Genomic DNA, 23,622 nt, shown 5'->3' with positions numbered 1-23,622 from the left:
GCTATAAAAAGATTTAAAGGGCTCATATCCTTGAGAAAAGTACCTAAACTTGAAAAAGGGTATGAGCCTTGTTTTGTTGTTATAAAATTTTTACTTCATTTCATTTCAATATAGTACAAATACCATGTCAAGGTTTCAAAACAAAAATTCAATTTTCTTAATTCAATTTAGTCAAAAGATGAACTATAGTAATTTCTAAAGAGATGATAACGATTACATGTACTGGTAGTTAGATTTAGTTGTTTTAAAATTATTTAGACCTTTCAAAGTTGCGTATCTGAGAGGGATTTTTTTCTTTGACGAAAAAGGAGAAGATTTTACAAGAGAAGAGGAGACAAAAGAAGGTGTGCAAGGTAAATTTTCATGCGGTATTTAGGGAATTTTTCAATGATTACAAACGTTATTTTAGGAGGGTGAGTTTTATGAAGAAAGAATGTCTTAGAGTTTTTGCAGTCTTTATGGTTTTTACTTTTTTACTATCTCTTTTTTCCTTTGTTACATTTGCTCAAAATACTGCGTATGAAAAAGATAAGTATCCACACCTGATTGGCAACAACTTGGTAAAAAAACCTTCTGTGGCTGGAAGACTGCAAATTATCAAACAAAATGGAAGAAGGATTTTAGCTGACCAAAATGGAGAGCCTATTCAGCTTCGTGGTATGAGCACACACGGACTGCAATGGTTTCCACAGATAATTAACAACAATGCGTTTGCTGCACTTGCAAATGACTGGGGTTGCAATGTAATTCGCTTGGCAATGTATGTAGGAGAAGGTGGATATGCTACAAATCCTCAACTAAAAGACAAGGTCATTGAAGGTATTAAATTGGCAATTCAAAACGACATGTATGTAATCGTAGATTGGCATGTTCTCAATCCCGGCGACCCCAATGCAGAAATTTATAAAGGGGCAAAAGACTTTTTCAAGGAGATAGCCCAAAAATTTCCAAACGATTTTCATATAATTTATGAGTTGTGTAATGAGCCAAACCCAACAGACCCAGGTGTAACAAATGATGAAGCAGGGTGGAAAAAGGTAAAAGCTTATGCTGAACCAATTATAAAGATGCTGCGTCAGATGGGAAATGAAAACATTATAATTGTAGGTTCGCCAAATTGGAGCCAAAGACCAGATTTTGCGATTCAGGACCCAATTGCTGATGACAAGGTTATGTATTCTGTTCACTTCTATGCAGGTACACACAAGGTAGATGGATATGTGTTTGAAAATATGAAGATGGCAATTGAAGCAGGTATTCCAGTATTTGTAACAGAATGGGGGACAAGTGAGGCAAGCGGTGATGGTGGACCATATCTTGATGAGGCTGACAAATGGCTTGAGTACCTCAACGCAAACAATATAAGCTGGGTAAACTGGTCCTTGACAAATAAAAATGAGACTTCTGGTGCTTTTGTACCCTACATTAGCGGTGTGTCTCAAGCAACAGATTTGGACCCTGGCAGCGACCAGAAATGGGATATTTCAGAACTTAGCATCTCTGGTGAATATGTACGATCAAGAATAAAGGGTATTCCATATCAGCCTATTGAGAGAACATTGAAAATTTCTCAAGATCAAGTCGCGTGTGCCCCAATTGGTCAACCTATTTTGCCATCTGATTTTGAAGATGGTACACGGCAAGGTTGGGACTGGGATGGACCATCTGGTGTTAAAGGTGCTTTAACAATAGAAGAGGCAAATGGTTCAAATGCACTTTCATGGGAGGTTGAGTACCCTGAAAAAAAGCCTCAAGATGGTTGGGCTTCTGCTCCAAGGCTAATTTTGAGGAATATAAATACAACAAGAGGTGATTGTAAGTATCTCTGCTTTGACTTTTACCTAAAACCAAAACAGGCAACAAAAGGTGAGCTTGCAATCTTCCTGGCGTTTGCACCACCTTCTCTTAACTATTGGGCACAGGCAGAGGATAGCTTTAATATAGATTTGACCAATTTATCTACACTGAAGAAAACACCAGATGACCTTTATTCTTTCAAAATTTCTTTTGATTTAGATAAGATAAAAGAGGGGAAGATTATTGGACCTGATACCCATCTGCGAGACATAATCATAGTTGTTGCAGATGTAAACAGTGATTTTAAAGGTAGAATGTACTTAGACAATGTAAGATTTACAAATATGCTTTTTGAAGATGTTACCCCTCAGACAACTGGGTATGAGGCTATTTCAAAGCTTTATTCTAAGAAAATAGTCAATGGAATTTCTACAAATTTATTTGGCCCTGAAAAGGCAGTCACAAGAGCTGAGGTTGCTGCTATGGCAGTCAGACTCTTAGATTTGCAAGAGGAAAGCTACAACGGAGAGTTTGCAGATGTAAGCAAAAATAGCTGGTATGCAAATGAAGTATCTACGGCATATAAGGCAGGCATAATTTTGGGAGATGGCAAATATATAAAACCAGAGAAGGCAGTGACACGGGAAGAAATGGCAGTGTTTGCAATGAGAATTTACAGGATTTTGACAGATGAAAAAGCTGAAGCTACTGAAGAGATTGCAATATCAGACAAAAACTCAATCAGTAGCTGGGCAAGACAAGATGTAAATGCTGCTATTTCGCTTGGACTCATGGATGTATTTACAGATGGAAGTTTTGGGCCAAAAGCAAAGGTTACACGTGCAGAGGCTACACAAATAATCTACAAAATTTTAGAACTTACAGGAAAGATGTAAAAGGATAGATTTTATAATAAGCTTGTACCACATAAAGGGACTATCAAATAGGATAGTTCCTTTTTTTCTGCCTTCTACATTTTTTAATTTATACTTTTTTGACTGCTTTTAAATCAAAATAATGCAAATTTACATATCAATAATTAACAAAAAGAATGCAATTTTATCAATTCATTTTTTATAAGTAAGATTGTAAACTATAGTTGAAAATCAAACTCAGCACAAGGGATATTTCCAAAGATTTAACATAGAAAGGGGAACATGCAAGATGAGAAGTGGTCAGCGCACATATTCACGCTCTGGTTTTGTAAAAGAACTTAACAAAAATTTTCCATTATTTATAATGGCACTACCTGGGGTAATTCTCCTGATTGCATTTTCTTATCTTCCACTGTTTGGTCTTATCATCGCTTTTAAAGATGTACATTATGATGTAGGAATTTTAAAAAGTCCATGGGTTGGTTTTAAAAACTTTGAATTTCTATTCAAAACGCCTGATGCATTTATAATTACAAGAAATACACTCTTATATAACTTAGCATTCATTGTTCTTGGTAATTTAGCTGCTATTGCAACTGCAATTGCCTTAAGTGAGATGAGAGCAAGATTTATGGCAAAGTTTTACCAGTCAGTAATGTTTTTGCCTTACTTTTTATCATGGGTTGTTGTTGCATACATGGCGTTTGCATTCTTGAGTGTTGACCTTGGAATATTAAATACGTTGATTTTGCCTAAACTTGGAATAGAACCAATTGCATGGTATGTTGAGCCAAAACCATGGCCGGTGATACTTATTTTAGCAAATCTATGGAAATACACAGGATACAATGCGGTTATATATTTAGCTGCAATTACAGGAATCGATCCTGAGTACTATGAAGCAGCGCTTATTGATGGAGCGAGCAAGTGGCAACAGATAAAACATATCACGTTTCCACTTTTGTCTCCACTGGTAGTGGTACTTGTCCTGCTTGGTATAGGAAGAATATTTTATGCAGACTTTGGTCTCTTCTATCAGCTTCCTATGAACAGCGGTGCACTCTATGATGTTACAAACGTCATTGATACATATGTATACAGGACATTAATGGGGATGAATGACATAGGAATGGCTTCGGCAGCAAGCTTTTACCAGTCGATAATGGGTTTTATATTAGTGTTGACTTCAAATCTAATTGTTCGACGACTTGATCCAGAAAAAGCTCTCTTTTAACAATCAAAATAGGAAAGGCGTGAGGATTCATGCATTCAAAAAGCAAATTTATGCAAATATCGACATCGGCAGAAGTGATATTACACATAGTGTTTTTATTAATAACTTTCTTATGCTTAGTTCCTCTTTGGGCAGTTGTTGCTATATCTCTAAGTGATGATGAGGCAATGAGACAAGTAGGCTATAGACTAATTCCAGTCAAATTTAGTCCAAAGTCATATGATTTTGTACTTGGGCAAGGGATTGCAATTGCACGTGCGTATGGTATTACAATATTTGTAACTGCGGTAGGTACACTTCTTTGTGTTGCGGTAGTTTCAATGTACGCATATGTACTGTTCAGAAAAGATTTTAAGTATAGAAAATTCTTCACTTTCTTTGGATTTTTCACAATGTTGATTAACGCTGGACTTGTGCCGTGGTATATAGTTTGTGTAAATGTACTGCATTTGAAAAACACAATTTTTGCTCTCATCTTTCCATATGTAATGAATATGTGGTACGTCTTGATTTTTAGAACATACCTTTCAATGTCCTTGCCTGACTCTATAATTGAATCAGCCAAGATTGATGGTGCCGGGGAATTTACTATATTTTTCAAAATAGTTATTCCATTAGTAAAGCCGGGACTTGCAACAATAGCACTCTTTGCAGCAATAATGTACTGGAATGACTGGTGGCTTCCGTTTATGTTGATTGAAAAGGAAGAACTATATAACTTGCAATATTTAATGTACAGGGTTCAGCAAAAAATACAATACTTAGCAGAGATTGCTTCCAAATTAGCGATGAATCCATCTATTCCGCCTGACATACCTGCAGAATCTGCAAGAATGGCAATGGCAGTTTTGGGAATGGGTCCAATAGTTTTAGCTTATCCATTCTTCCAGCGATATTTTGTTAAAGGTCTTACAATAGGTGCTATCAAAGGATAATGCGTGGTGGATATAGGCCTCAAAAGTCTGGTTTTAACAGGCTTTGGGGCTTATAATAAAAAACAAAAAGTTGGGGAGGTTGGTTTTTGTGAAACTCAAAAAGTTCTTTGTAGTAATGCTCATCTTAGCGTTTGCGTTGACAAGCGTGATTGGCATCGTAAGTGGCTTTGCAGCATCTTCATCTAAACTTCCTTATGTTAAACTCACATGGTATGTCATCGGTACACCACAGAAAGACTGGGATTTGATTAACCAAAAGGTAAATGAGTACATTAAACCAAAACTCAATGCTGAAATCAAAATGACAATGTTTGACTGGGGCGAGTACAACGACAGAATGCAGACAAAGATTGCAGCTGGTGAGCCATTTGACATCTGTTTTACAGCTATTTGGACAAACAACTACAGAACTAACGTTGCAAAAGGTGCGTTTTTACCACTCAACAAACCAGGAAATGACCTTCTTTCAAAGTATGCACCAAAGACAAAGAAGCTTTTAGGTGATGATTTTATAAAGGGTGCTTCAATTAATGGCATTTTGTATGCAATTCCTGCAAACAAAGAAAAGGCTCATAACTGGGGATTTATTGTAAGAATGGACTTGGTAAAGAAGTATAAGCTTCAGGACATGTTCAAAAAAGTTAAGAAGTTAGAAGATTTAGAGCCATATCTGAAGGTTATTAAGCAAAAAGAGCCGGGAGTATATCCATTAGGAGCATATGCAGGTGAGTCTCCAAGATTCTTGCTTGACTGGGATAAGGTTGTAGATGATGATGTTCCTGTTTCACTCTATCCAAATAACAAGAGTACAAAGATAGTAAATGAACTTGAACAGCCAAATACAAAAGCTCTCTTTAAGACAGTAAGAAAGTATTACTTGGCAGGTTACATCAGAAAAGACGCAGCTCAGGTTACAGACTGGATGTCAGATTTGAAGGCAGGAAAGGTATTCGTAATGCCACAGTCTTTAAAACCTGGTAAAGATGCTGAAATGTCAATCTCAACAGGATATGAGTGGAAGCAGATTGACATCACACCACCTGTTATGTCTACAAGAGAGTGTATTGGTTCAATGCAGGCAATAAATGCAAAATCTAAGAATCCTGAAAGAGCACTCATGTTCTTAGAGCTCTTCAACACAGACAAGTATCTAAACAACTTAGTAAACTTTGGTATCGAAGGTCAGCACTACGTATTCAAAGATAAAAAGAAAGGTATTATTGCTCCTGGTCCAAAAGCAAAGGACTACAGCCCAGGTCTTGGTTGGATGTTTGGTAACCAGTTTATAAACTACATCTATGAGAATGAAGACCCGAACAAGTGGAAAAACTTTGAAGAGTATAACAAGAAAGCACTGCCACTTTTGAGCCTTGGGTTTAACTTTGATGACTCAAAGGTTAAGACTCAAGTTGCTGCATGCAAGAGTGTATGGAAACAGTACATTCCACTTCTTGAGACAGGTTCTGTTGACCCAGATAAGTATATACCACAGGCAATCCAGAAGTTTAAACAAGCTGGAGTTGACATTATAATAAAAGAAGCTCAGAAACAATATGATGAGTTCTTAAAGAAGACTGGAAGAAAGAAATAAAAAAATATAGACAAACGGGATACCAATAGTCAGTTTTATATTGGTATCCCGTTTGTTACTAATATTAGTCAATTAATTAAATTGATTGGGGCATGAAAGATAAGGTAAAATATAATTAAAAATGTAGTTATTCAAGCAAGAGTGTAAGGTTGGGATTTTTAATGTTTAGTAAAAAGAAGATAGCTTACTTTAGCTTTTTCATACCGCTAATAACTACCATTACAATAATATTGATGCTAATTTTGAATACACAAAAAAACATTCAAGAAAACATAATGATTGCCAATGATGAAACAAATATTAAAACTGAGCTGAGATTTATTAGTTCATGGGGGGGTGTTGACCCTTATGCTGACACACTTTCATTTGTTTTGAATAAGTTCCAAGAAGAGAATAAGGATATTATGGTTGTTAATGAGTCTTTATTTGGTGATGATTTTTTGATAAAACTTCAAACTGATTTTGCTTCAGGAAACTCTCCTGATGTCTTTGGTCTTTTCCCAGGGTCTGTTAGAGATATATTGATTAAAAACGATAAAGTTGCTGAATTAACCAATGTGCTAAAAAGTGATAGAAAGTGGTATCAAGGTTTTTATCCTAATATGTGGAAATATGTTATGTGGAATGGGAAAATTTATGGACTCCCCTTTGAGACAATTGTTGAGTGTCTTTTTGTAAACAAGGACATATTTGAAAAATATCATTTGAAAGTACCTCAAAATTTTACTCAGCTCAAGGACGTGTGTAAAAAACTCAGGGCCAAAGGGATCATTCCCATTGCTTTCAATGCTCAGCCAGAAGGTACGTACATATATCAAAACTTAGTAGTTGCAATTGGGACAAAGCAAGAAGTGGAAAACCCTTTAAAAGGTCATAAGATATCACCATCTTACATAAAAGCGCTGGATTACTTAAAAGAGCTCTACAAAATAGGAGCGTTTCCTGATAATTACTATACTCTTACAAGCAAACAGCGAAATGATTTATTTTTATCCAAAAAGGCAGCTATGATTGTTCAAGGGTCTTGGTTTATTCCAAAATGTGATCCAAAAACAGTAGATATATATTTTTTCCCTCAGGTAATATCAGGTGGCAAGAGACAGCTAATTTATGGGCTTGGTGGAGGAACATTTTATATGAGCGCATCTTGCTGGAAAGACCCCAAAAAGAGGGATGCAGCAATAAGACTTTTAAAGTATCTCACCTCAGAAAAAACAGCAAGAATCTTTGTTGAGAGGACGGGACTTATTCCAAACGTGAAAATAACAAATCCACCAAAAATTACAAATCCACTCAGAGCAAAGGCTGAAGGGCTTATTAAAGATGCAGATGTGCTTGTTTCACCGCCTGACCATTTTATTGATAGGACTATTTGGGACGAGGTTGTTACTAAAAACATTCCTTATGTTCTAAATGACAAAATTACGCCTGAGCAGTTTTGGGCAAAAGCTATTTTGGCATGGGAAGAGAATATGAAAAAATTGGGTGAATAAGTATGAGAAAAAGTAAAGGAATTTTGGATAGGTTTTTAAAATATTACAGAAGCATTTCAATAGACAAGAAATTTTTGGCAGTTGCATATATCCAAATCTTTATTCCAATAATACTGATAGGTGTTGTAAGCTTTAGAATTTCTTCCGACCTGATTTTCGAAAAGTATATTGGTTACACCTCTGATGTTATAAAAACTGCAAGATTGAGAATTGTTGATAAAATAAATGAATTAAATCTGATTACCCAAGATGTATTGTATCAAAGTGAGTTATATAATGTACTTGAAAAAGCCCAAAGAAAAATTGACTATTACGACGATGTTGCCTCATTTACGAATAAACTTAGAAAGATAATCTTAGGACATCGTGATATTCAATCTATTGGAATTTTTACAAAAGACAAGAAACTGTGTATAGTTGACAACACATCTCAGAAAAAGGGACTTGATGAGATTGTACCACTGGCCATTACATTTGAGAGACTCTACCGTATAGCATCAAACGGCGATGGAAAACCTGTGTGGTATGTTGCAAATATCGATGGTGAAAACGAAAATAACCCAGTTGTTCTTATTGTAAGGCTCATTAATAATCCTAAGACGTTAAAATTTCAAGGAATTTTAGCAATTATGGTAAATACCGAACTGTTTACAAAGACATTTTCAGAGCTTGTTGCAGAAAAAAGTCAAGCAATTTCGCTCATTGGTCAAAACACCTTCGTTTGTACAAAAGGACAGCTCAACAAACAAGAGGTTATGAAGCTTACCGATAGTATAAAAAACGAAAATGGCGTTGTTACATATACCTCGAAAGAGTCTATTGTAAATGTCTTGCCGATAAAAGAAGTAAATTGGTATATTGTAACATCAATACCTGTAAAAGTTCTTTTTAAAGATATAGATAAACTTCGCATATGGTTAATTATCCTTTGCTTTTTGTCCTTCATGATAACCTCTGCTACAGCTCTTTTACTCTCTATGGATTTTTTAAAACCAATCTCGGCTATTGTTGAGGCAACAAAAAAAGTAAGAAGTGGGGAGTATACTACAATAAATGACCTTGAGCGAAAAGATGAGCTTGGGCTTTTAATTGAGAACTTCAATAGCATGGTACAGAAGATAAATCATCTTATAAATTCTATCTACAAAGAGCAAATAACGAGAAAAGAAGCTGAAATAAAAGCGCTGCAAAGTCAGCTCAATCCTCATTTTTTATTTAACATATTAGAATCAATTAACTGGCTTGCGCAGCTAAACGGGGTATCTCAAATTAGTGATGTTGTGATAGCCCTCTCAAGACTTTTAGAGGTGAATTTGAAAGAAGAAAAATTCTTGCCTCTTGAAGAGGAGCTAAAATACATAACTTCGTATATTTCTATTTTAAAGATAAACTTTGGAGAGGAAAATCTGAAACTTGAGATTGACGCAGACAAAGAGGCTTTAAAGTTTAGAATTCCAAAACTCTTAATTCAACCGCTTGTAGAAAACTCTGTTTTTCATGGGATAAGACCAAAAGGGAGAGGCAAGATTTTTATTGGATGTTATGTGTTTGATGAAAAGCTCAACATAATTGTGAAAGACGACGGGATAGGGATGAATCCAGAAAAATTAAATAAAATTCGTGATGGTCTTGCAAATGAGCTTGAGTTTGACCAAGAACAAGAAGAAAAATCATACACAAGAATTGGACTTCTGAATGTTGTAAAGAGATTAAAATTGATATATGGTAGTAATGCTCACTTTTCAATCGAAAGTGTGCCTAATAAGGGCACCACAATAAAGATAGAAATTTTGATTGAGGCAATAGAAAAGGTCTATGAAGATAACTTAGAATACTTGTAAAGAGGGGTAATTTAAAGATGTACAAGATTTTAATCGTTGATGATGATATGCTTATAAGAAAGGGAATTAGAAATGTAATTAGATGGAAAGATTTTGACTGTGAGATCTGTGCCGAAGCTTCAACTGGCGAGGAGGCCTTAGAGCTTATTAAAAAGTTTACGCCTGACATAGTCATTACAGACATCAGAATGCCTAACATGGATGGGATTGAGCTAATTGAGAGAATAAAGGCCATTTTGCCTCAGTGCAAGATTATTATTCTCACGGCTTACAGAGAATTTGAATATGCTCAAAGAGCCATAAAATTTGGTGCATTTGATTTTTTGCTAAAGCCAACAAAGGTGGAAGATATAATAAATGTTGTTCAAAAAGCTATTGCCGAGATAAATAAAGAAAAAACAATGATAGAAGAACTTGAGAAGATAAATAGACTTTTACAAGAGAAATTGCCAATTTTGAGAGAAAACTTTTTGTTCAATGTCATATTTGAGATGATTACAAATGAAGATGAAATTGTCCAGATGGCAGAAGTATACAAAATTGATATAAAGAACTTTGTCATGATTTTGGCAGAATGTGGAATAAAAGAAGAAAACGAAAAACCAAATAGTCATTTGTATCTTTTGGGTGTTTCTAATATACTGAATGATTTTATTGATAAAGATTGTTCTATATATACAATATACCTAAACAATTCTCAAGCAGTCTATGTTGTAAGTTTTGAATGTGAACCTTCCAAAAAAGAGGAGTTAGAGTTTTTTGAACTTTTAAAACAACTCAAAAAAGCAGCTATTGAATGTTTTAACATAGATCTGACATTAGTTGTCAGTACATGGGGTTACGGTATTGTAGAGCTTCCAAACAAATTCAAAGAGTGCATTGATGCTATTAACTACAAGTTTTACTTTGACAATGAAGACATAATATATTACAAGGACCTTTCACATCTTTTTGTGTATGTTGATGATAAAAAATTAAAATATTTGAAAAATGAAATTATTTCAAATGTAAGATATGGCAATATTTCAAATATAGATATACTATTATCAGAACTTGAAGAGACACTAAAAAAATCAAAGGCTGACAAACAATATATATTCAATCTATATTATCTTATGTTAATTGAGATCAACATGATAAAAGCTCAGGTTTTGTCAAGCTCAAGCCAATATGAACAAGAAGACAAGCTGCAAGACATTGAGTTTTTGAGTGAGATTTTAAAATGTAAAAGTATTTCTGAGCTAAATGGTGTACTTAAAATGTCAATCCAAAAGACAATCGAAGAAGTACAAAAGCACAACCAGAGCAAGATGGGCAGCTTAATTAAAAAGGTGATTGAATACATTAAAGCAAACTACTCTTACAATGAAATATCACTTTCAGAGATTTCGGAAAAGTTCTTTGTAAGTCCTTCATACTTAAGTAGACTATTCAAAAAGGAAACAGGAAAGAATCTTTCTGATTTTATAAATGAATACAGAATTGAGAAGGCTAAAGAGCTTCTTGCAACAACTGATTTGAAAACATATGAGGTGGCAGATAAAGTGGGCATCCCGGACCCTCACTATTTTTCGAGGATATTTAAGCGATATACAGGTTATAGCCCCTCTGAGTACAAAGAAGTAGTAAAGTTTAAGAATGTAAGGTTGAATGGATAGAAAAATGGGGCAACAGCTTTTGATATTGAGCTGGCCCCAGGTTATCAATTTTCGAGTAACCATTTTTAATCTCTTTTTAAGCTGAGCACTTTCAAAAGAGATATAGAAGCGATAATTGCAAGGACTGCACCAAATATAAACGGTGCGGAAGGTGAGATGTATTGCCACAAAAATCCAGCTATCAAACTTGCAGGAAATGCAAATATTCCAACAGCTCCGTTGTAAAGTCCATAAGCGGTTCCTCTTTTTTCAGGCTTAACTAAATCAGCAACAAGTGCCTTTTCAACACCTTCTGTCAGTCCATAGTAGAGACCATATAGAATGTACAGAATGACTATTTGGTATGTCTTTGTTGCAAGGCCGAAGCCCAAGTAAATCAGAGCATACACAATCCAGCCAGCGACAATTAAATGTTGACGTTTTATTCTATCTGAAAGAAGTCCTGCTGGATAGGCACTGATTGTGGTGATAAAGTTAAATGCCGCTAACATCAAAAATATCTCTAAGATACTCAAACCTCTGTTTTGAGCTTGAAGTATCAAAAACGCATCCGAAGAGTTACCAAGTGTAAAGATTGCAATTGTGAGAAGATACAGCTTAAATCTTTTGTCAAAACCTTTTAAAGAGAGGTTCACTTTGTTTGTACTGCTGTTTCCATTTTTAACATCTACAGCAAATGCAACTATGAGAAAAAGAGCAATAAATACTGGGAAGATTGAAATTAAAACTAAAATTTTAAATAAATGGTCTGTAAGTTTAATTGCATTCTTTGAGGAAAAATAGATAACTGCAGAGCCTACCAAAAGTGCCAGGATTGCACCTGCCGGGTCCATTGCTCTATTAAAACCAAACGCCTTTCCAAGTTCCTCTTTTTTTGTGGTATTTGCTACGAGTGCATCTCTTGGAGATGTTCTAATACCCTTGCCCACTCTGTCGAGAAACCTTATTATCAGTACAAATACCCAGTTGTTTGCAAAGTACAAAAGCGGTTTTGAAATTGCAGAAAGGCCATAGCCCAAAGTGACAAGCCATTTTCGCTGATTTAACTTGTCAGAAAGATACCCTGAGAAGATTTTTAGAATTGTTGCAGTTGAGTCTGCCACTCCTTCTATAAGCCCTATAATAGATGTTTTTGTATTCAGAACATTTTTCAAAAAAAGAGGAAGTGCTCTTATTGTCAGCTCACTTGAAAAGTCGTTTAAAAAGCTCACAAAACCAAATATAAACGCATTCCACGGTATACCAAAGACTTTCTTTTCCTGAATTTTTGAATTCTTATTATTCATCCTCTTCATCTCCTTTTTCCTCATTCTGCCATTCAAATTCAAGCTCAAACTTGATGGTGTCAACTCTTTTTTTAATTTTTACCTCCATCTCTACGTTATCAGGAAATTCAAATTTTTTGTCTTCAATGGTAATTGATTTTTCTTGTGCAATTGTGTCAAGTATCTCTTTTGCGTGTGAGATCAAGTTTTCAGTTTTTCCACTTTTTACTTCTTCAAACCGTGTAATAGTTTGATTTTTGAAATAATCCCTTGATGAGCCTTTACCAAGCCACTCAAGCAAGGCTTTTTTTGAAAACCGCCACTCTCTTCCAATCTTTCGTGCAGGGATATCTTCATCCTTTAAAAGCTGATTAAACGTTTTGCTTGATATTTCCAAAAACTTAGCCGCCTCTTCAAAATTCAAAACCTCTTTTTCCATTAAAATCACCTCAAATTATAGTTAAGTTACAGTTAATTTATAGTTATATTATAGTTTAAATGAATCTAAATTGCAATGCAAAATAATCTTCACCAAGGAAAAGGTGCAAAAAAAATAGAGGAGATGTTTCTCATCCAGCTAAAAGTTGTGAACTTGATGTGAAAAAATTTAGTAATCTCAAGTTAATATCTTCACTTTTCTTGTGCTCAGGCGAAAAGAAATTGACAGGTGGTTCTCCGCAAACATCAGAGCCAATTATGGTGTATTTAGAAGCAAAGTAGGAAAGAATCTCAAAAAGGGTGGCGACATCGCAGCTTCCTTGGTCCCATGTTGTTTTTAAAGAAGAAGAATTCAAAATATCTTTGTCAATGCTTATGTAAATATCAAATTGAGGCTGGATTTTTCTGTATTCTAAGGGTGAAATTATTTTTAGCTTTTGATTTTCAACATTCTTTTTTTCCTCTGAAAGTACAAAGACCTCAGCTACATTTTCTAAATCGCATGCATCTTTTAACCACGAGCCGCAGCTTACAAATCCTTCAAAAAAGTTTGAGTAATCAACGTGCTTATCAAAGACAATTAAAGAGATTTTTTGAGAAATGTTTTTGAGAAGCACCAATGAAAAATGATGAAAGTCACCTGAGCCAAGGAAACACAATGAATTTTTTATATTTTTAATTCTCTCAGAAATCATTTTTAGAGTTATTTTTGAACACATATATCTTGTTGATCTTATATTGCTAAGATCAACTGTTTTACATAAGCTTTTGAGTCTTGGCTGGAAAGAATAATAATTGTCAAACATTAACATATAAGAAGAAGACAATAAGCTCTTCACCTGCTCATCATCTCCTTCTTAGCTTTTGTATGTTGCTGTTTTCTACTTAAAATTATATCATTCCTTGCCGATCTTTTTCTCTTTCTGTTAAAGAACTAAGAAATAGTGGTAATATATTTACTGAAAGAGTGAAAAAATAGATTTAACATTTTAAAAGTGTGAAAGGAGAGAGAGCAAAAATGGATTCAAAAGAAATTGTGTTGCAGGCGCTAAAAAGCTCTGACCAGCCCTTGAAAACCCAAGACATTGTTGAAAAAACGGGGCTTGATAAAAAGGAAGTGGAAAAGGCAATAAAAGATCTTAAAGATGAAGGTCTGATAGAGTCGCCAAAGCGCTGTTATTATAAGGCAAAATGAGAATGTTTGGAAATTTTGAAAAAGTAGAGAAAGCCTTTGAGTGAAGGTGCAAAGAAAGTTGAAACAAAATAAAGAAACTTCCCTAATTAGGGTACTTGTAATATAGAAGGTATTGATATGTAGAGGGTGGGCTAAATGATAGGCGCCCCTCTTTTTTTTTAATGTATAATTTAATGTCACCTTTCAATACACAAAAAGTTTGATATTAGTTGTTATTCAAAATTATTGTTTTTGAATAACTCTATTTATCTTTGTATATTATTCATAAATTTGAGCAACTAAAATATGCAATCTGCAGCATATTGACAATTTTCATCAGAAATTATATAATCAAAACAAAGCCAAGCAAACATTTGCATAAACTTTTAACCTCTTCAAATTTTTTAATTGTCAATTTTAATTTGTGTATAAACCTTAATTTAAACTTAGCTTTCCTTATTTCTTAATCCAATTTAAAGGAGGTTTATACTGATGATTAAAACTAACTTGAGCAAACGTTTGATGTCAGTTTTAATTGTTTTGAGCTTTTTAGTTTCAATCATTTTGCCACTTTCAATTTTTGCTGCAGATGAAAAGACCACTCTCATCATTCACTACTACCGTTATAATGAAGACTATCAGGGCTGGAACCTCTGGATCTGGCCTGTTGAGCCGGTTGGGGCAGAAGGGAAAGCGTATGAGTTTACTTCTAAAGATGACTTTGGTGTGAAAGCAGTTGTAGAGCTTCCTGGCAAAATAACTAAAGTGGGTATTATCGTAAGAAAGGGCAATTGGGAAGCAAAAGATGTTGCATTTGACAGATTCATCTCTAACATCAACGGAACAAAAGAGGTTTGGCTAATTGAAGGAGAAGAGCAAATCTACACATCCCAGCCTCAAAAAACTCCTAAGATGACAGCTTTCATTGATGGACTTAATACAATCGTTGTAAAGCTTGCGAAGAAAGCAGATATTCTTCCAAATAACAAAACTCAAGGGTTCAAAGTTACGGCATTTTATGAAGAAATTCCTATCAAAAAAGTTGAGCCAGTTTTGCCCAAGATAAATAAGAATTTTAAGCCAGAAGAAGCAGGGTATGAGCTCATTGATGGCGGCACAAAGGTAAGATTTGTCTTAAAACCAGGTGCAGGTGATTTTAAGTTCACAGATACAACTGGTAAACTTGATGTATACGTATCAGGAACTATGAACGACTGGGGCGGAACAGCTTCTCCAGAAGGAAAATATAAACCACTTCCTGAATGGAAAATGACATGGAATGCGCAGAAAGGGTACTATGAGCTTGTGAAAGAACTTGGCAAAGACGGCGTTGTAATTGGTGCTAAGTTCAAGTTCACATCATGGGATGGTACATCTGCAAAGTGGTACCCAGATGGAATGGGAAATGACAAAGTAATTGAGGAGCTTTACACAGGTAATGAAAAGATAACAAAAGTTGATACCTTTAAGATTACAACTGAGGAAGAACTTGAGCCGCAGGTACCATATGTTGTTTCTAAGGATGGCTTTAAGTCTACAATTGCTCAGGCAAGAAATATATTAGACAATCCGAAGTATTACTATAAAGGCAACGATTTGGGATGCACATATACAAAAGCTTATTCAACATTCAGATTGTGGGCTCCGACAGCAATTGGAGTTATACTAAGACTCTATGATGATTATAAAACTACCAAGTATAAAGAGTATGAAATGGAGCAGTCTGTCAACGGAACATGGTATCTTAAGATAAATGGAGATTTGAAAGGGAAATACTACCAATATGAAGTTTGGCATGCTTCTAACTCTATAACCGACGATACAATCAGAAAATATGTTGTGCCAGACCCATATTCAAGGGCAACTTCGGCAAACTCTGAAAGAACTTTAATTTTTGACCCCAAAGATACAAACCCTGTTGGCTGGGAGAAAGATACATTTATAAAGCTTGAAAACCAAGAAGATGCAATAATTTATGAGACGCATGTAAGAGACTTTACAATAGATGCTTCAAGTGGTGTAAGACCAGAATTTAGAGGCAAATATTTAGGATTTGCACAAACAGGTACAAAAGGACCAAATGGCATGAAAACAGGTATTGACCATTTAAAAGAGCTTGGTATAACCCATGTACATCTGCTTCCAACATATGACTTTGCTTCGGTTGATGAGACAAATCCTGACAAAAGCTATAACTGGGGATATGATCCTGTTTTGTATCAAAATGTTGAAGGTTCATATGCTACAAATCCAAATACAATTGCAAGAATTAAAGAGTACAAACAGATGGTTATGGCTCTGCACAAGGCAGGAATAGGTGTTATTCAAGACGTTGTATTTAACCACACATTCCAGATAGGAGATGCTAAATTCTCAATTTTTGACAAGATAGTGCCAGGGTACTTTTACAGAAAAGACAAAGACAGTAACTACTCCAATGGCTCAGGTGTGGGCAACGAAATTGCAACAGAAAAGCCGATGGTAAGAAAGTTTATAATTGATTCATTGACATACCTTACAAAAGAATATCACATAGATGGTTTTAGATTTGACTTAATGGCAGCAATAGACAGGGTTACTATGGCAAAAGCACAAGAAGAAGTAAGAAAAATTAATCCATCAGCAGTAATTTATGGTGAAGGTTGGATGGCAGGTGCATCACCGCTTGACCCATCACTTAGAATGGAAATAGGCTCATTCAACCAGGCAGGACTACACATAGGGCTATTTAATGACAGGATTAGAGAGGCTATAAGGGGTAATCTTGACAACGAGTCCAAGGGCTTTATGCAGGGGAACTATTCTTACAGGCTTGAGGACTTGAAAAGAGGTATCCAAGGCGGACTTGGTGACTTTGCAAAAGACCCTGATGAGTGTATTAACTATGTTTCAGCACATGACAACCTAACACTGTGGGACAAACTTCAAAAGAGTGTTCCAAATGAACCAGATTATATCAAAGATAAGATGGGTAGACTTGCAAATGCAATCGTTTTGACAGCACAAGGTGTTCCATTCTTACACGGTGGAGTTGAATTCAACAGAACAAAATATATGAACAGCAACTCATATAATGCGGGTGACAAAATAAACAAATATGACTGGAACTTGAAAGTAAAGTGGTACAATACTTTTAAGTACTATCAAGGTTTAATTGCACTAAGAAAAGCTCATCCAGCCTTCAGAATGACAACTGCAGAAGATATCCAAAAATATCTCACATTTATCCAAACACCAAAGGGGACTTTAGGATTCAGACTCACATATCCAAAAGATACATGGAATGACATTATAGTTGTTTACAACTCAACAAAGAAAGTACAAGAGGTCACATTGCCAGAGGGGAACTGGGTTGTTGTTGCAAATGGAGATGAAGTTGGCACAACACCAATTAAGAATCTTACAAACTTTGTTGCTGGCAAAGCATTGGTTGCACCAATTTCAATGTTTGTTGCATACAAGAGCAATGAATTTCCGCAAGGTTTTACTAAAGTAACCGGTAAGGACCCTGTATCATTAGAAAGCTCAAGCACAGTAGCAGTTCCAAAAGTTTATCAAAAAATTAAGCAAGAGACTCCATCTTCTATAAGATAAAGATGAATTGCTAAAAATATGATATAATATTCCTCAGGTGATTTCAAATGTACAAAACACAGAAAAATCATATAAGGTGTGATAAACAAACATACAGACTGCTACGTCAGCTTTGCCACTTCTCAAAAAATCTGTACAACTATGCTCTGTACCATATAAGGCAACACTACTTTAAAACTCAGGAATATCTGCGATATGAGAGTGTATATCATCTTGTGAAAGAGAACGAAAACTATAGACTTTTGCCATCGCAGGTTGCCCAGCAAACACTTATTTCAGTGGATGAAGCTTTTAAGTCTTTTCTGGGTCTTTTGAAAGCCAAAAAAGAAGGGAAGGTAGAAGAAAGAGTTTCAATGCCCAAATACCTGCCGAAGGATGGGGTGTATCAGATAGTTTTTCCGAAGGACCAGTTCAAGACAGAGGGGAAAAAAGTACGATTGAGTCTTGGCAGGGGTTTTGCAAAAGAGTTTGGTGTAAGGTACCTGTATTTTGACCTGCCAGCTACGGTTTTGGGTAAGAAAATTAAGGAAGTCAGGATAGTGCCAAGGCTGGGTGGTAGATGGTTTGAGATTGAGTATGTGTATGAAGATAAGCAGCAGCTGAGTATTTTTGATTTGAGCAGGTATTTAGGGATAGACTTAGGGCTTGACAATTTTGCGGCGGTGGTTGATACCATCGGGACTGCCTTTTTGATAGAGGGCAGGTTTTTAAAATCAGTCAACCGATGGTACAACAAACAAAGAGCAAGACTTCAGTCGATTTACAGCAAGCAAGGGATAAAATGTGGCAGAAAACTTGCTTTAGTTTCTCGCAAAAGGCAGCATATAATTGACAACTTTTTGAATCAAGCTGTGAGTTTGATAATCAAGCACTGTTTGGACAATCAAATAGGTACAGTAGTTGTTGGCAGAATGAAAGGTATAAAGCAGGGGATAGACCTTGGGGTTGTAAACAATCAAAATTTTGTGGGGATACCATATGATAAGTTCAAGAGGAAGCTAAAATCAAAGTGCATGAATTATGGTATAAGGTATATGGAAGTGGATGAGAGCTATACATCACAAAGATGTAGCAGGTGTGGGCATATTAGCAAAAGTAGCAGAAGATACAGGGGATTGTATGTATGCAAGAATTGTGGGTATGTAGTAAATGCGGATATAAATGGAGCGATAAATATACTTGTGAAAGTAGCTGGTGAGTCTGCGAAGAAGCAGATAACCAGTAGTGGGTGTGTGAACCACCCTGTGAGAATAAGGGTAGCTTAAGATGCTACCAAACTTCTCACAAAAACCTCTACCTCTATAGGTGGACGGTGGTTCACGGTAATGGAAATATTGAAGTTACATTCAATGTAAAAGTTCCAGCTGGGACAGATGATGATGTTATCTATTTGGCAGGTTCGCTTGGAAAAGCTGGACTTTCTGACTGGAATCCAGGAGATAAGGATGGAGCAATAGAACTTGTAAGATTGCAAGACGGAACATATACTGTGATTGTTAAACTTAACGCAGGTGATACATTCGAATACAAATACACAAGAGGTAGCTGGTCTACAGTCGAGAAAGGTGCAAATAAAGAAGAGATAGAGAACAGAAAACTAACAGTTACAGATGAAGGCGGCGGAAAGATGACAGTCAACGACACGGTTTTGAACTGGGCTGATAAATGATAATGTTTAGTCTCTAATAGAGGCTGGTACTTTATTTAAAAGTGCCAGCCTCACACATTTTGTGTAAGCAACACTTTTTGCATTCAGGCTTTTTATTCTTACAAATCTCTTTACAGTGTTTTACAATAAGTGCATGAAACTCGTTGAACAAAGATGTTTGAGGTTCTAAATTTTCCATAATAATAGATTGCAGCTGGTTATATTCAATTTTTTCACTTTCTATCAAGCCAAGCCTGAGAAAAAGCCTTTTTGTATAAGCGTCAACAACAAAAATAGGCTTCTCTGCTCCATATAGTATTATACTGTCAGCAGTTTCATATCCTATACCTTTTTGTGAGAGCAATTTCTCTCTCAGTTCTGAAATTTCAAGGCTAAAAAGCTTTTGCAAGTCAGAATTAAATTCATTTTTCAAGAAACTACAAAAGTCTTTTAATCTTTTCGCTTTTTGATTGTAATAGCCTGTTGGACGAATTAGCTGAGCTAATATTTCGTCGGGAGTTTGCAGAATTCCTTCAATTGACAGAATATTCGCTTTTTTGAGATTTGATATGGCTTTTTCAACTGAACTCCAAGATGTATTTTGAGTCAAGATTGCACCAACAACCATCTCAAACTTTGTTTCAGCTGGCCACCAGTTTTGAGGGCCCCAAAATTCGTATAATCTTTGGAATATTTCATAGAGTTTTTGAGAGAAATTTACATTCATATTTCCTGTTTTACTCTTCTCCTTTCTTTATAACAGTAAATTTGTAGACAGATTTTAAAAAGACATTAAAAAAATCATTTGAATGTTCACCTTTTATAACAGAGAGCAAGGAATACTCCTCAGGAGTTTTGCTTCTATCTACATAAAGTGTCAAAACAATCATTTCACCTTCGATCATAGAAGAATTTTTTGATTTTTCAATTTCTTCAAGAGGATAGAACATGACAGCTGCATTTATATACTTTGAGAAAAGATCAATTTTTTCAATATAGACATCATATAATCCCTGTTCAAATATATTGGATTCTAAAATCTGCTGTTTTATAAATCTTATTACTGGATTGTAATATTTCATTTCAGATGGTGAGACTTTGTTTTTGTAATAGATTTTTTGTGATGAAGTTCCGTCCGAATTTTTACTGCTAATAATGTAAATGGCATCTGAAACCTTTTCTGTTGAGGTACCAGAGTATACAGTTGAATATACATTGCTTGCCTTACTGCCTTTCTTTGGAGTTTCTTTACTGGCTGATGTAATATAATACTGCCTTTGATTGTTTGAAAAAGATATCTTTTTAGTTTGCTGGGTATTGTCCACAATAGCCCAGATAATATACATAGGAACAAGTAAAAAAGCAAGGATTGTAAAGAGTTTGACTAATGCTTTATTCATTTCATATCAAACCTCAAATATTTTATTATGTAATTAAATTATAAAGCATTTTTTCAGAAAAATCAGCAGCTGAAAGTAAAGAAGGACCTATAGTAAAAGCTTTTCACAAAGCTCACAAATATCTTCTTTTAAAATCAGCAATTCGTACAACAATTTTTTTACAAATTAGTACCTCAAATTTTATGGTTTCATGTTTAAAATTGCTAATTTAATAAAAAATCAAGAAGGAAAATTAAAATTTTTGGCGAAATAATATAATTAGTTTATTTAGTAAACAAACTAAAAAGGAGTGATTGGTGTGAAGAGTTTTAAGAAAGCACTTACGTTATTGTTAGTAATTGTATTTGCTTTGAGTGTATTTTTTGCTTCATCACTTAGCTCTGAAAAGGCTTACAGTGCTTCAGGTGCCACAAAAAAGATTGTGTTTTGGCACATTACAACAGACGAAGTTGGTAAGAAAATGATCCAAAATCAGGTAAACAGATTTTTAAAAGCACATCCGGATTTTAAAGTCGAAGTAGTACCTCTGCAGAACGATTCATTTAAAACAAAGCTCAAGATAGCTATGGGTTCAAATCAGGCACCAGACGTATTTGTTACGTGGGGTGGAGGTCCTTTCTTTGAATATGTTAGAGCAGGTAAGGTAAAAGATATCACAGCTTATATGAATGAAAACAACTACAAAAACAGATTTGTTGAGGCTGCTTTTGGACCAATCACTTATAACAACAAGATTTGGGCAGTTCCAGTTGAAGGTGCTGGTGTTGCACTTGTATGGTACAACAAAGAAATATTTAAGAAATATAATTTAAAAGTTCCAACAACATATGATGAATTTCTAAATATTGTAAAAAAATTAAAATCAAAAGGAATAATTCCTATAACACTTGCAAACAAAACTAAATGGCCGGGTTGTTTCTGGTATTGGAATCTTGTAAATAAATTAGCGGGGCCTTCTGCATTTGAAAAGGCAGCTGAAAGAAAAGGTGGAAGTTTTGCTGATCAGCCATTTATAAAAGCAGGTGAGATGCTTCAAGAGCTTGTTAAGATGGGAGCATTTCCAAAAGGGTTTAATGGTCTTGACTGGGATACAGGACAATCAAGAATGCTTTTGTATTCTGGCAAGGCTGCAATGGAGCTTATGGGAACATGGCAAATACCAATAGTTAAAGCTGAAAAGAAGGAGTTTTATGAGAAAAATCTTGATTTCTTCCCATTCCCAAATATTAAAGGTGGAAAAGGTGACCCGACAAGTTTAGTAGGTATGGCATCGTCAAACTACTATGCTATTACAACATCTTGCAAATATCCAAAGGAAGCGTTCAACATGATCCAGTACTTGATTGATGACCAGGCTGTGAAAGAAAGAATTGCTTATGGTCAGATTCCACCTGTAAAAGGTTTGAAATTCTCTGATCCTATGCTTCAAAAAGTTTACAATATAGTAGCTAAGGCAAAGAGTATTCAGCTTTGGTGGGATCAGTATTTGCCACCTCAACTTGCAGAAACCCACAAAGACATTGTTCAATCTCTCTTTGGTTTAACAATTACACCAAAAGCTGCTGCTGAAAAGATGGAGAAAGCTGCGAAGGATTATTTTAAGAAATAAATATAAGAAATAATTAAAAAAATTAGCTTACCAAGCTGAAATAATGTGGATTGGTATTAGCTAGAGCTTTGCTTTGGCTGATACCAATCCACTTTTTGTAATAAGAAATAATGGGAAATATAAATATGTATTACATAAAAGGGAGGAAAGGGAAAGTTGCAAAGAGATAAATCTGCAAAGCTGTTCCAAAATTTGGGAATATTATTATTTTTAGCTCCAGCTTTAATACTGATTGGTATATACATTATATGGCCAATAATAATGTCTTTTGATTTGAGCCTGTATGAATGGGATGGGGTATCACCTCAGAAACTGTATCTTGGTCTTAAAAACTGGAAAGATCTTATTCACGATAGCATATTTTGGCACGCATTTGGCAACAACATTAAGTTTATATTTTTGTCAATAATAATTGAAATGCCAATCGCAATACTGATTGCCGTTTTGCTTGATAGGGGTGGAAAAAAGTTTAATGTATTTAAATCTCTTTTTTACCTTCCAATGCTTATGTCATCTGTTGCTATAGGAGTATTGTTCAAATATATATATGATCCGAATTTTGGGCTTATAAGTGGAATACTGAGTTTTTTGCATCTCGATTCTTTAAATCAAGATTGGCTCGGTGACCCAAAGGTAGCTTTTTATTCAGTAGTGGCTGTTATATGCTGGCAATACATACCTTTTTATATGATATTTTTCATAGCAGCTCTTTCAAATATACCTCAAGAACTTTATGAAGCTGCAAAAATAGATGGTGCAACACAGGGACAGTATTTTTGGAGAGTAGAACTTCCTCTTTTAGCACCTTCTATAAAAACAGCTTGTATTTTGTCTTTAATTGGTTCATTGAAATACTTTGATTTGATTTACGTTATGACAGAAGGTGGACCTTCAAATGCAACAGAACTTATGGCAACGTATATGTACAAAAATGCTTTTGCTTCATTTAAGATGGGGTATGGAAGCACAATAGCATCTGCTATGTTTTTAATAATTACAACTGCGGGTATCTTTGCTTATTTTGTAATCAAGAAAAAAGGAGAATAATTTTACATCCTGACATTTTAAGG

Annotated in this window: 17 protein-coding genes and 1 pseudogene; 13 read left to right on the top strand and 5 right to left on the bottom strand. The window is 35.1% G+C overall.

Annotated elements, in window-relative coordinates; translation table 11 throughout:
• Nucleotides 1-422 precede the first annotated feature (422 nt).
• From PGC14_RS09745 to PGC14_RS09715, 7 genes are all read left to right on the top strand, one after another.
• Entirely contained in the window at nucleotides 423-2,693 is a 2,271-nt protein-coding gene (locus PGC14_RS09745; protein ID WP_271628784.1) for a cellulase family glycosylhydrolase, read from the top strand.
• Between the two features lie 268 nt (nucleotides 2,694-2,961).
• Nucleotides 2,962-3,906, top strand: coding sequence for an ABC transporter permease (locus PGC14_RS09740; protein ID WP_271628783.1), 945 nt, complete (start codon nucleotides 2,962-2,964; stop codon nucleotides 3,904-3,906).
• 29 nt (nucleotides 3,907-3,935) lie between these two features.
• Entirely contained in the window at nucleotides 3,936-4,841 is a 906-nt protein-coding gene (locus PGC14_RS09735; protein ID WP_271628782.1) for a carbohydrate ABC transporter permease, read from the top strand.
• Between the two features lie 88 nt (nucleotides 4,842-4,929).
• Nucleotides 4,930-6,432 (top strand): ABC transporter substrate-binding protein, encoded by a 1,503-nt coding sequence (locus PGC14_RS09730; protein WP_127352548.1) that lies wholly within the window; start codon nucleotides 4,930-4,932, stop codon nucleotides 6,430-6,432.
• 161 nt (nucleotides 6,433-6,593) lie between these two features.
• Nucleotides 6,594-7,925 (top strand): ABC transporter substrate-binding protein, encoded by a 1,332-nt coding sequence (locus PGC14_RS09725; protein ID WP_127352547.1) that lies wholly within the window; start codon nucleotides 6,594-6,596, stop codon nucleotides 7,923-7,925.
• A 2-nt stretch (nucleotides 7,926-7,927) separates the two neighbouring features.
• Nucleotides 7,928-9,766 carry a sensor histidine kinase gene (locus tag PGC14_RS09720; protein WP_271628781.1) on the top strand — a complete coding sequence of 613 codons (1,839 nt, stop codon included), beginning with the start codon at nucleotides 7,928-7,930 and terminating at the stop codon, nucleotides 9,764-9,766.
• Nucleotides 9,767-9,783: 17 nt separating this feature from the next.
• Nucleotides 9,784-11,424 carry a response regulator transcription factor gene (locus PGC14_RS09715; RefSeq protein WP_127352545.1) on the top strand — a complete coding sequence of 547 codons (1,641 nt, stop codon included), beginning with the start codon at nucleotides 9,784-9,786 and terminating at the stop codon, nucleotides 11,422-11,424.
• Between the two features lie 65 nt (nucleotides 11,425-11,489).
• On the opposite strand, the gene PGC14_RS09710 is transcribed toward PGC14_RS09715, so the two are convergent.
• The 3 genes from PGC14_RS09710 to PGC14_RS09700 form a co-directional block, all read right to left on the bottom strand.
• Nucleotides 11,490-12,710, bottom strand: coding sequence for an MFS transporter (locus tag PGC14_RS09710; protein ID WP_271628780.1), 1,221 nt, complete (start codon nucleotides 12,708-12,710; stop codon nucleotides 11,490-11,492).
• The gene (locus PGC14_RS09705; RefSeq protein WP_271628779.1) at nucleotides 12,703-13,128 is read right to left on the bottom strand and encodes a helix-turn-helix domain-containing protein; all 426 of its coding nucleotides are present in this window, start codon (nucleotides 13,126-13,128) and stop codon (nucleotides 12,703-12,705) included. Before PGC14_RS09705 ends, PGC14_RS09710 begins: the two co-directional genes overlap by 8 nt.
• Nucleotides 13,129-13,258: 130 nt before the next feature.
• Nucleotides 13,259-13,966, bottom strand: coding sequence for a hypothetical protein (locus PGC14_RS09700; RefSeq protein ID WP_271628778.1), 708 nt, complete (start codon nucleotides 13,964-13,966; stop codon nucleotides 13,259-13,261).
• A 179-nt stretch (nucleotides 13,967-14,145) separates the two neighbouring features.
• Here PGC14_RS09700 and PGC14_RS09695 point away from each other — a divergent pair, with 179 nt between their 5' ends.
• The 4 genes and pseudogenes from PGC14_RS09695 to PGC14_RS09680 all read left to right on the top strand — a co-directional run.
• On the top strand, nucleotides 14,146-14,322 hold the full coding sequence (locus PGC14_RS09695) for an HTH domain-containing protein (RefSeq protein WP_011916256.1): 177 nt from the start codon (nucleotides 14,146-14,148) through the stop codon (nucleotides 14,320-14,322).
• Nucleotides 14,323-14,793: 471 nt separating this feature from the next.
• The gene (pulA, locus tag PGC14_RS09690; protein ID WP_271628777.1) at nucleotides 14,794-17,895 is read left to right on the top strand and encodes a type I pullulanase; all 3,102 of its coding nucleotides are present in this window, start codon (nucleotides 14,794-14,796) and stop codon (nucleotides 17,893-17,895) included.
• A 47-nt stretch (nucleotides 17,896-17,942) separates the two neighbouring features.
• A complete protein-coding gene (locus PGC14_RS09685; protein ID WP_271628776.1) occupies nucleotides 17,943-19,160 on the top strand; it encodes an RNA-guided endonuclease InsQ/TnpB family protein in 1,218 nt (405 codons plus the stop codon).
• Between the two features lie 50 nt (nucleotides 19,161-19,210).
• Nucleotides 19,211-19,564 (top strand): annotated as a pseudogene (locus PGC14_RS09680) (CBM20 domain-containing protein); the annotation flags it as partial.
• Between the two features lie 31 nt (nucleotides 19,565-19,595).
• Here PGC14_RS09680 and PGC14_RS09675 read toward each other — a convergent pair.
• A complete protein-coding gene (locus PGC14_RS09675) occupies nucleotides 19,596-20,270 on the bottom strand; it encodes an endonuclease III domain-containing protein (RefSeq protein ID WP_271628774.1) in 675 nt (224 codons plus the stop codon).
• A gap of 10 nt (nucleotides 20,271-20,280) precedes the next feature.
• Nucleotides 20,281-20,943 (bottom strand): hypothetical protein, encoded by a 663-nt coding sequence (locus tag PGC14_RS09670; protein ID WP_271628773.1) that lies wholly within the window; start codon nucleotides 20,941-20,943, stop codon nucleotides 20,281-20,283.
• Nucleotides 20,944-21,271: 328 nt separating this feature from the next.
• Between PGC14_RS09670 and PGC14_RS09665 the strand changes: the two genes are divergently transcribed.
• Both PGC14_RS09665 and PGC14_RS09660 read left to right on the top strand, forming a co-directional pair.
• Nucleotides 21,272-22,552, top strand: coding sequence for an extracellular solute-binding protein (locus PGC14_RS09665; RefSeq protein ID WP_422653041.1), 1,281 nt, complete (start codon nucleotides 21,272-21,274; stop codon nucleotides 22,550-22,552).
• Nucleotides 22,553-22,708: 156 nt separating this feature from the next.
• On the top strand, nucleotides 22,709-23,599 hold the full coding sequence (locus PGC14_RS09660; protein ID WP_271628771.1) for a carbohydrate ABC transporter permease: 891 nt from the start codon (nucleotides 22,709-22,711) through the stop codon (nucleotides 23,597-23,599).
• Nucleotides 23,600-23,622 lie beyond the last annotated feature (23 nt).

This window comes from Caldicellulosiruptor sp. DIB 104C, from assembly GCF_028198085.1.
In the GTDB taxonomy this organism is placed as follows: Bacteria; Bacillota; Thermoanaerobacteria; order Caldicellulosiruptorales; family Caldicellulosiruptoraceae; genus Caldicellulosiruptor; species Caldicellulosiruptor saccharolyticus.
This window is presented reverse-complemented; position numbering and strand designations above follow the sequence as displayed.

Excerpts from the sequence above, each read along its gene's own strand:
- PGC14_RS09745 (WP_271628784.1), top strand. The coding sequence starts at position 423 with ATGAAGAAAGAATGTCTTAGAGTTTTTGCAGTCTTTATGGTTTTTACT.
- pulA (WP_271628777.1), top strand. The coding sequence starts at position 14,794 with ATGATTAAAACTAACTTGAGCAAACGTTTGATGTCAGTTTTAATTGTT.
- PGC14_RS09715 (WP_127352545.1), top strand. The coding sequence starts at position 9,784 with ATGTACAAGATTTTAATCGTTGATGATGATATGCTTATAAGAAAGGGA.
- PGC14_RS09695 (WP_011916256.1), top strand. The coding sequence starts at position 14,146 with ATGGATTCAAAAGAAATTGTGTTGCAGGCGCTAAAAAGCTCTGACCAG.
- PGC14_RS09735 (WP_271628782.1), top strand. The coding sequence starts at position 3,936 with ATGCATTCAAAAAGCAAATTTATGCAAATATCGACATCGGCAGAAGTG.
- PGC14_RS09710 (WP_271628780.1), bottom strand. The coding sequence starts at position 12,710 with ATGAATAATAAGAATTCAAAAATTCAGGAAAAGAAAGTCTTTGGTATA.
- PGC14_RS09720 (WP_271628781.1), top strand. The coding sequence starts at position 7,928 with ATGAGAAAAAGTAAAGGAATTTTGGATAGGTTTTTAAAATATTACAGA.
- PGC14_RS09725 (WP_127352547.1), top strand. The coding sequence starts at position 6,594 with ATGTTTAGTAAAAAGAAGATAGCTTACTTTAGCTTTTTCATACCGCTA.
- PGC14_RS09705 (WP_271628779.1), bottom strand. The coding sequence starts at position 13,128 with ATGGAAAAAGAGGTTTTGAATTTTGAAGAGGCGGCTAAGTTTTTGGAA.
- PGC14_RS09675 (WP_271628774.1), bottom strand. The coding sequence starts at position 20,270 with ATGAATGTAAATTTCTCTCAAAAACTCTATGAAATATTCCAAAGATTA.
- PGC14_RS09740 (WP_271628783.1), top strand. The coding sequence starts at position 2,962 with ATGAGAAGTGGTCAGCGCACATATTCACGCTCTGGTTTTGTAAAAGAA.
- PGC14_RS09685 (WP_271628776.1), top strand. The coding sequence starts at position 17,943 with ATGTACAAAACACAGAAAAATCATATAAGGTGTGATAAACAAACATAC.
- PGC14_RS09670 (WP_271628773.1), bottom strand. The coding sequence starts at position 20,943 with ATGAATAAAGCATTAGTCAAACTCTTTACAATCCTTGCTTTTTTACTT.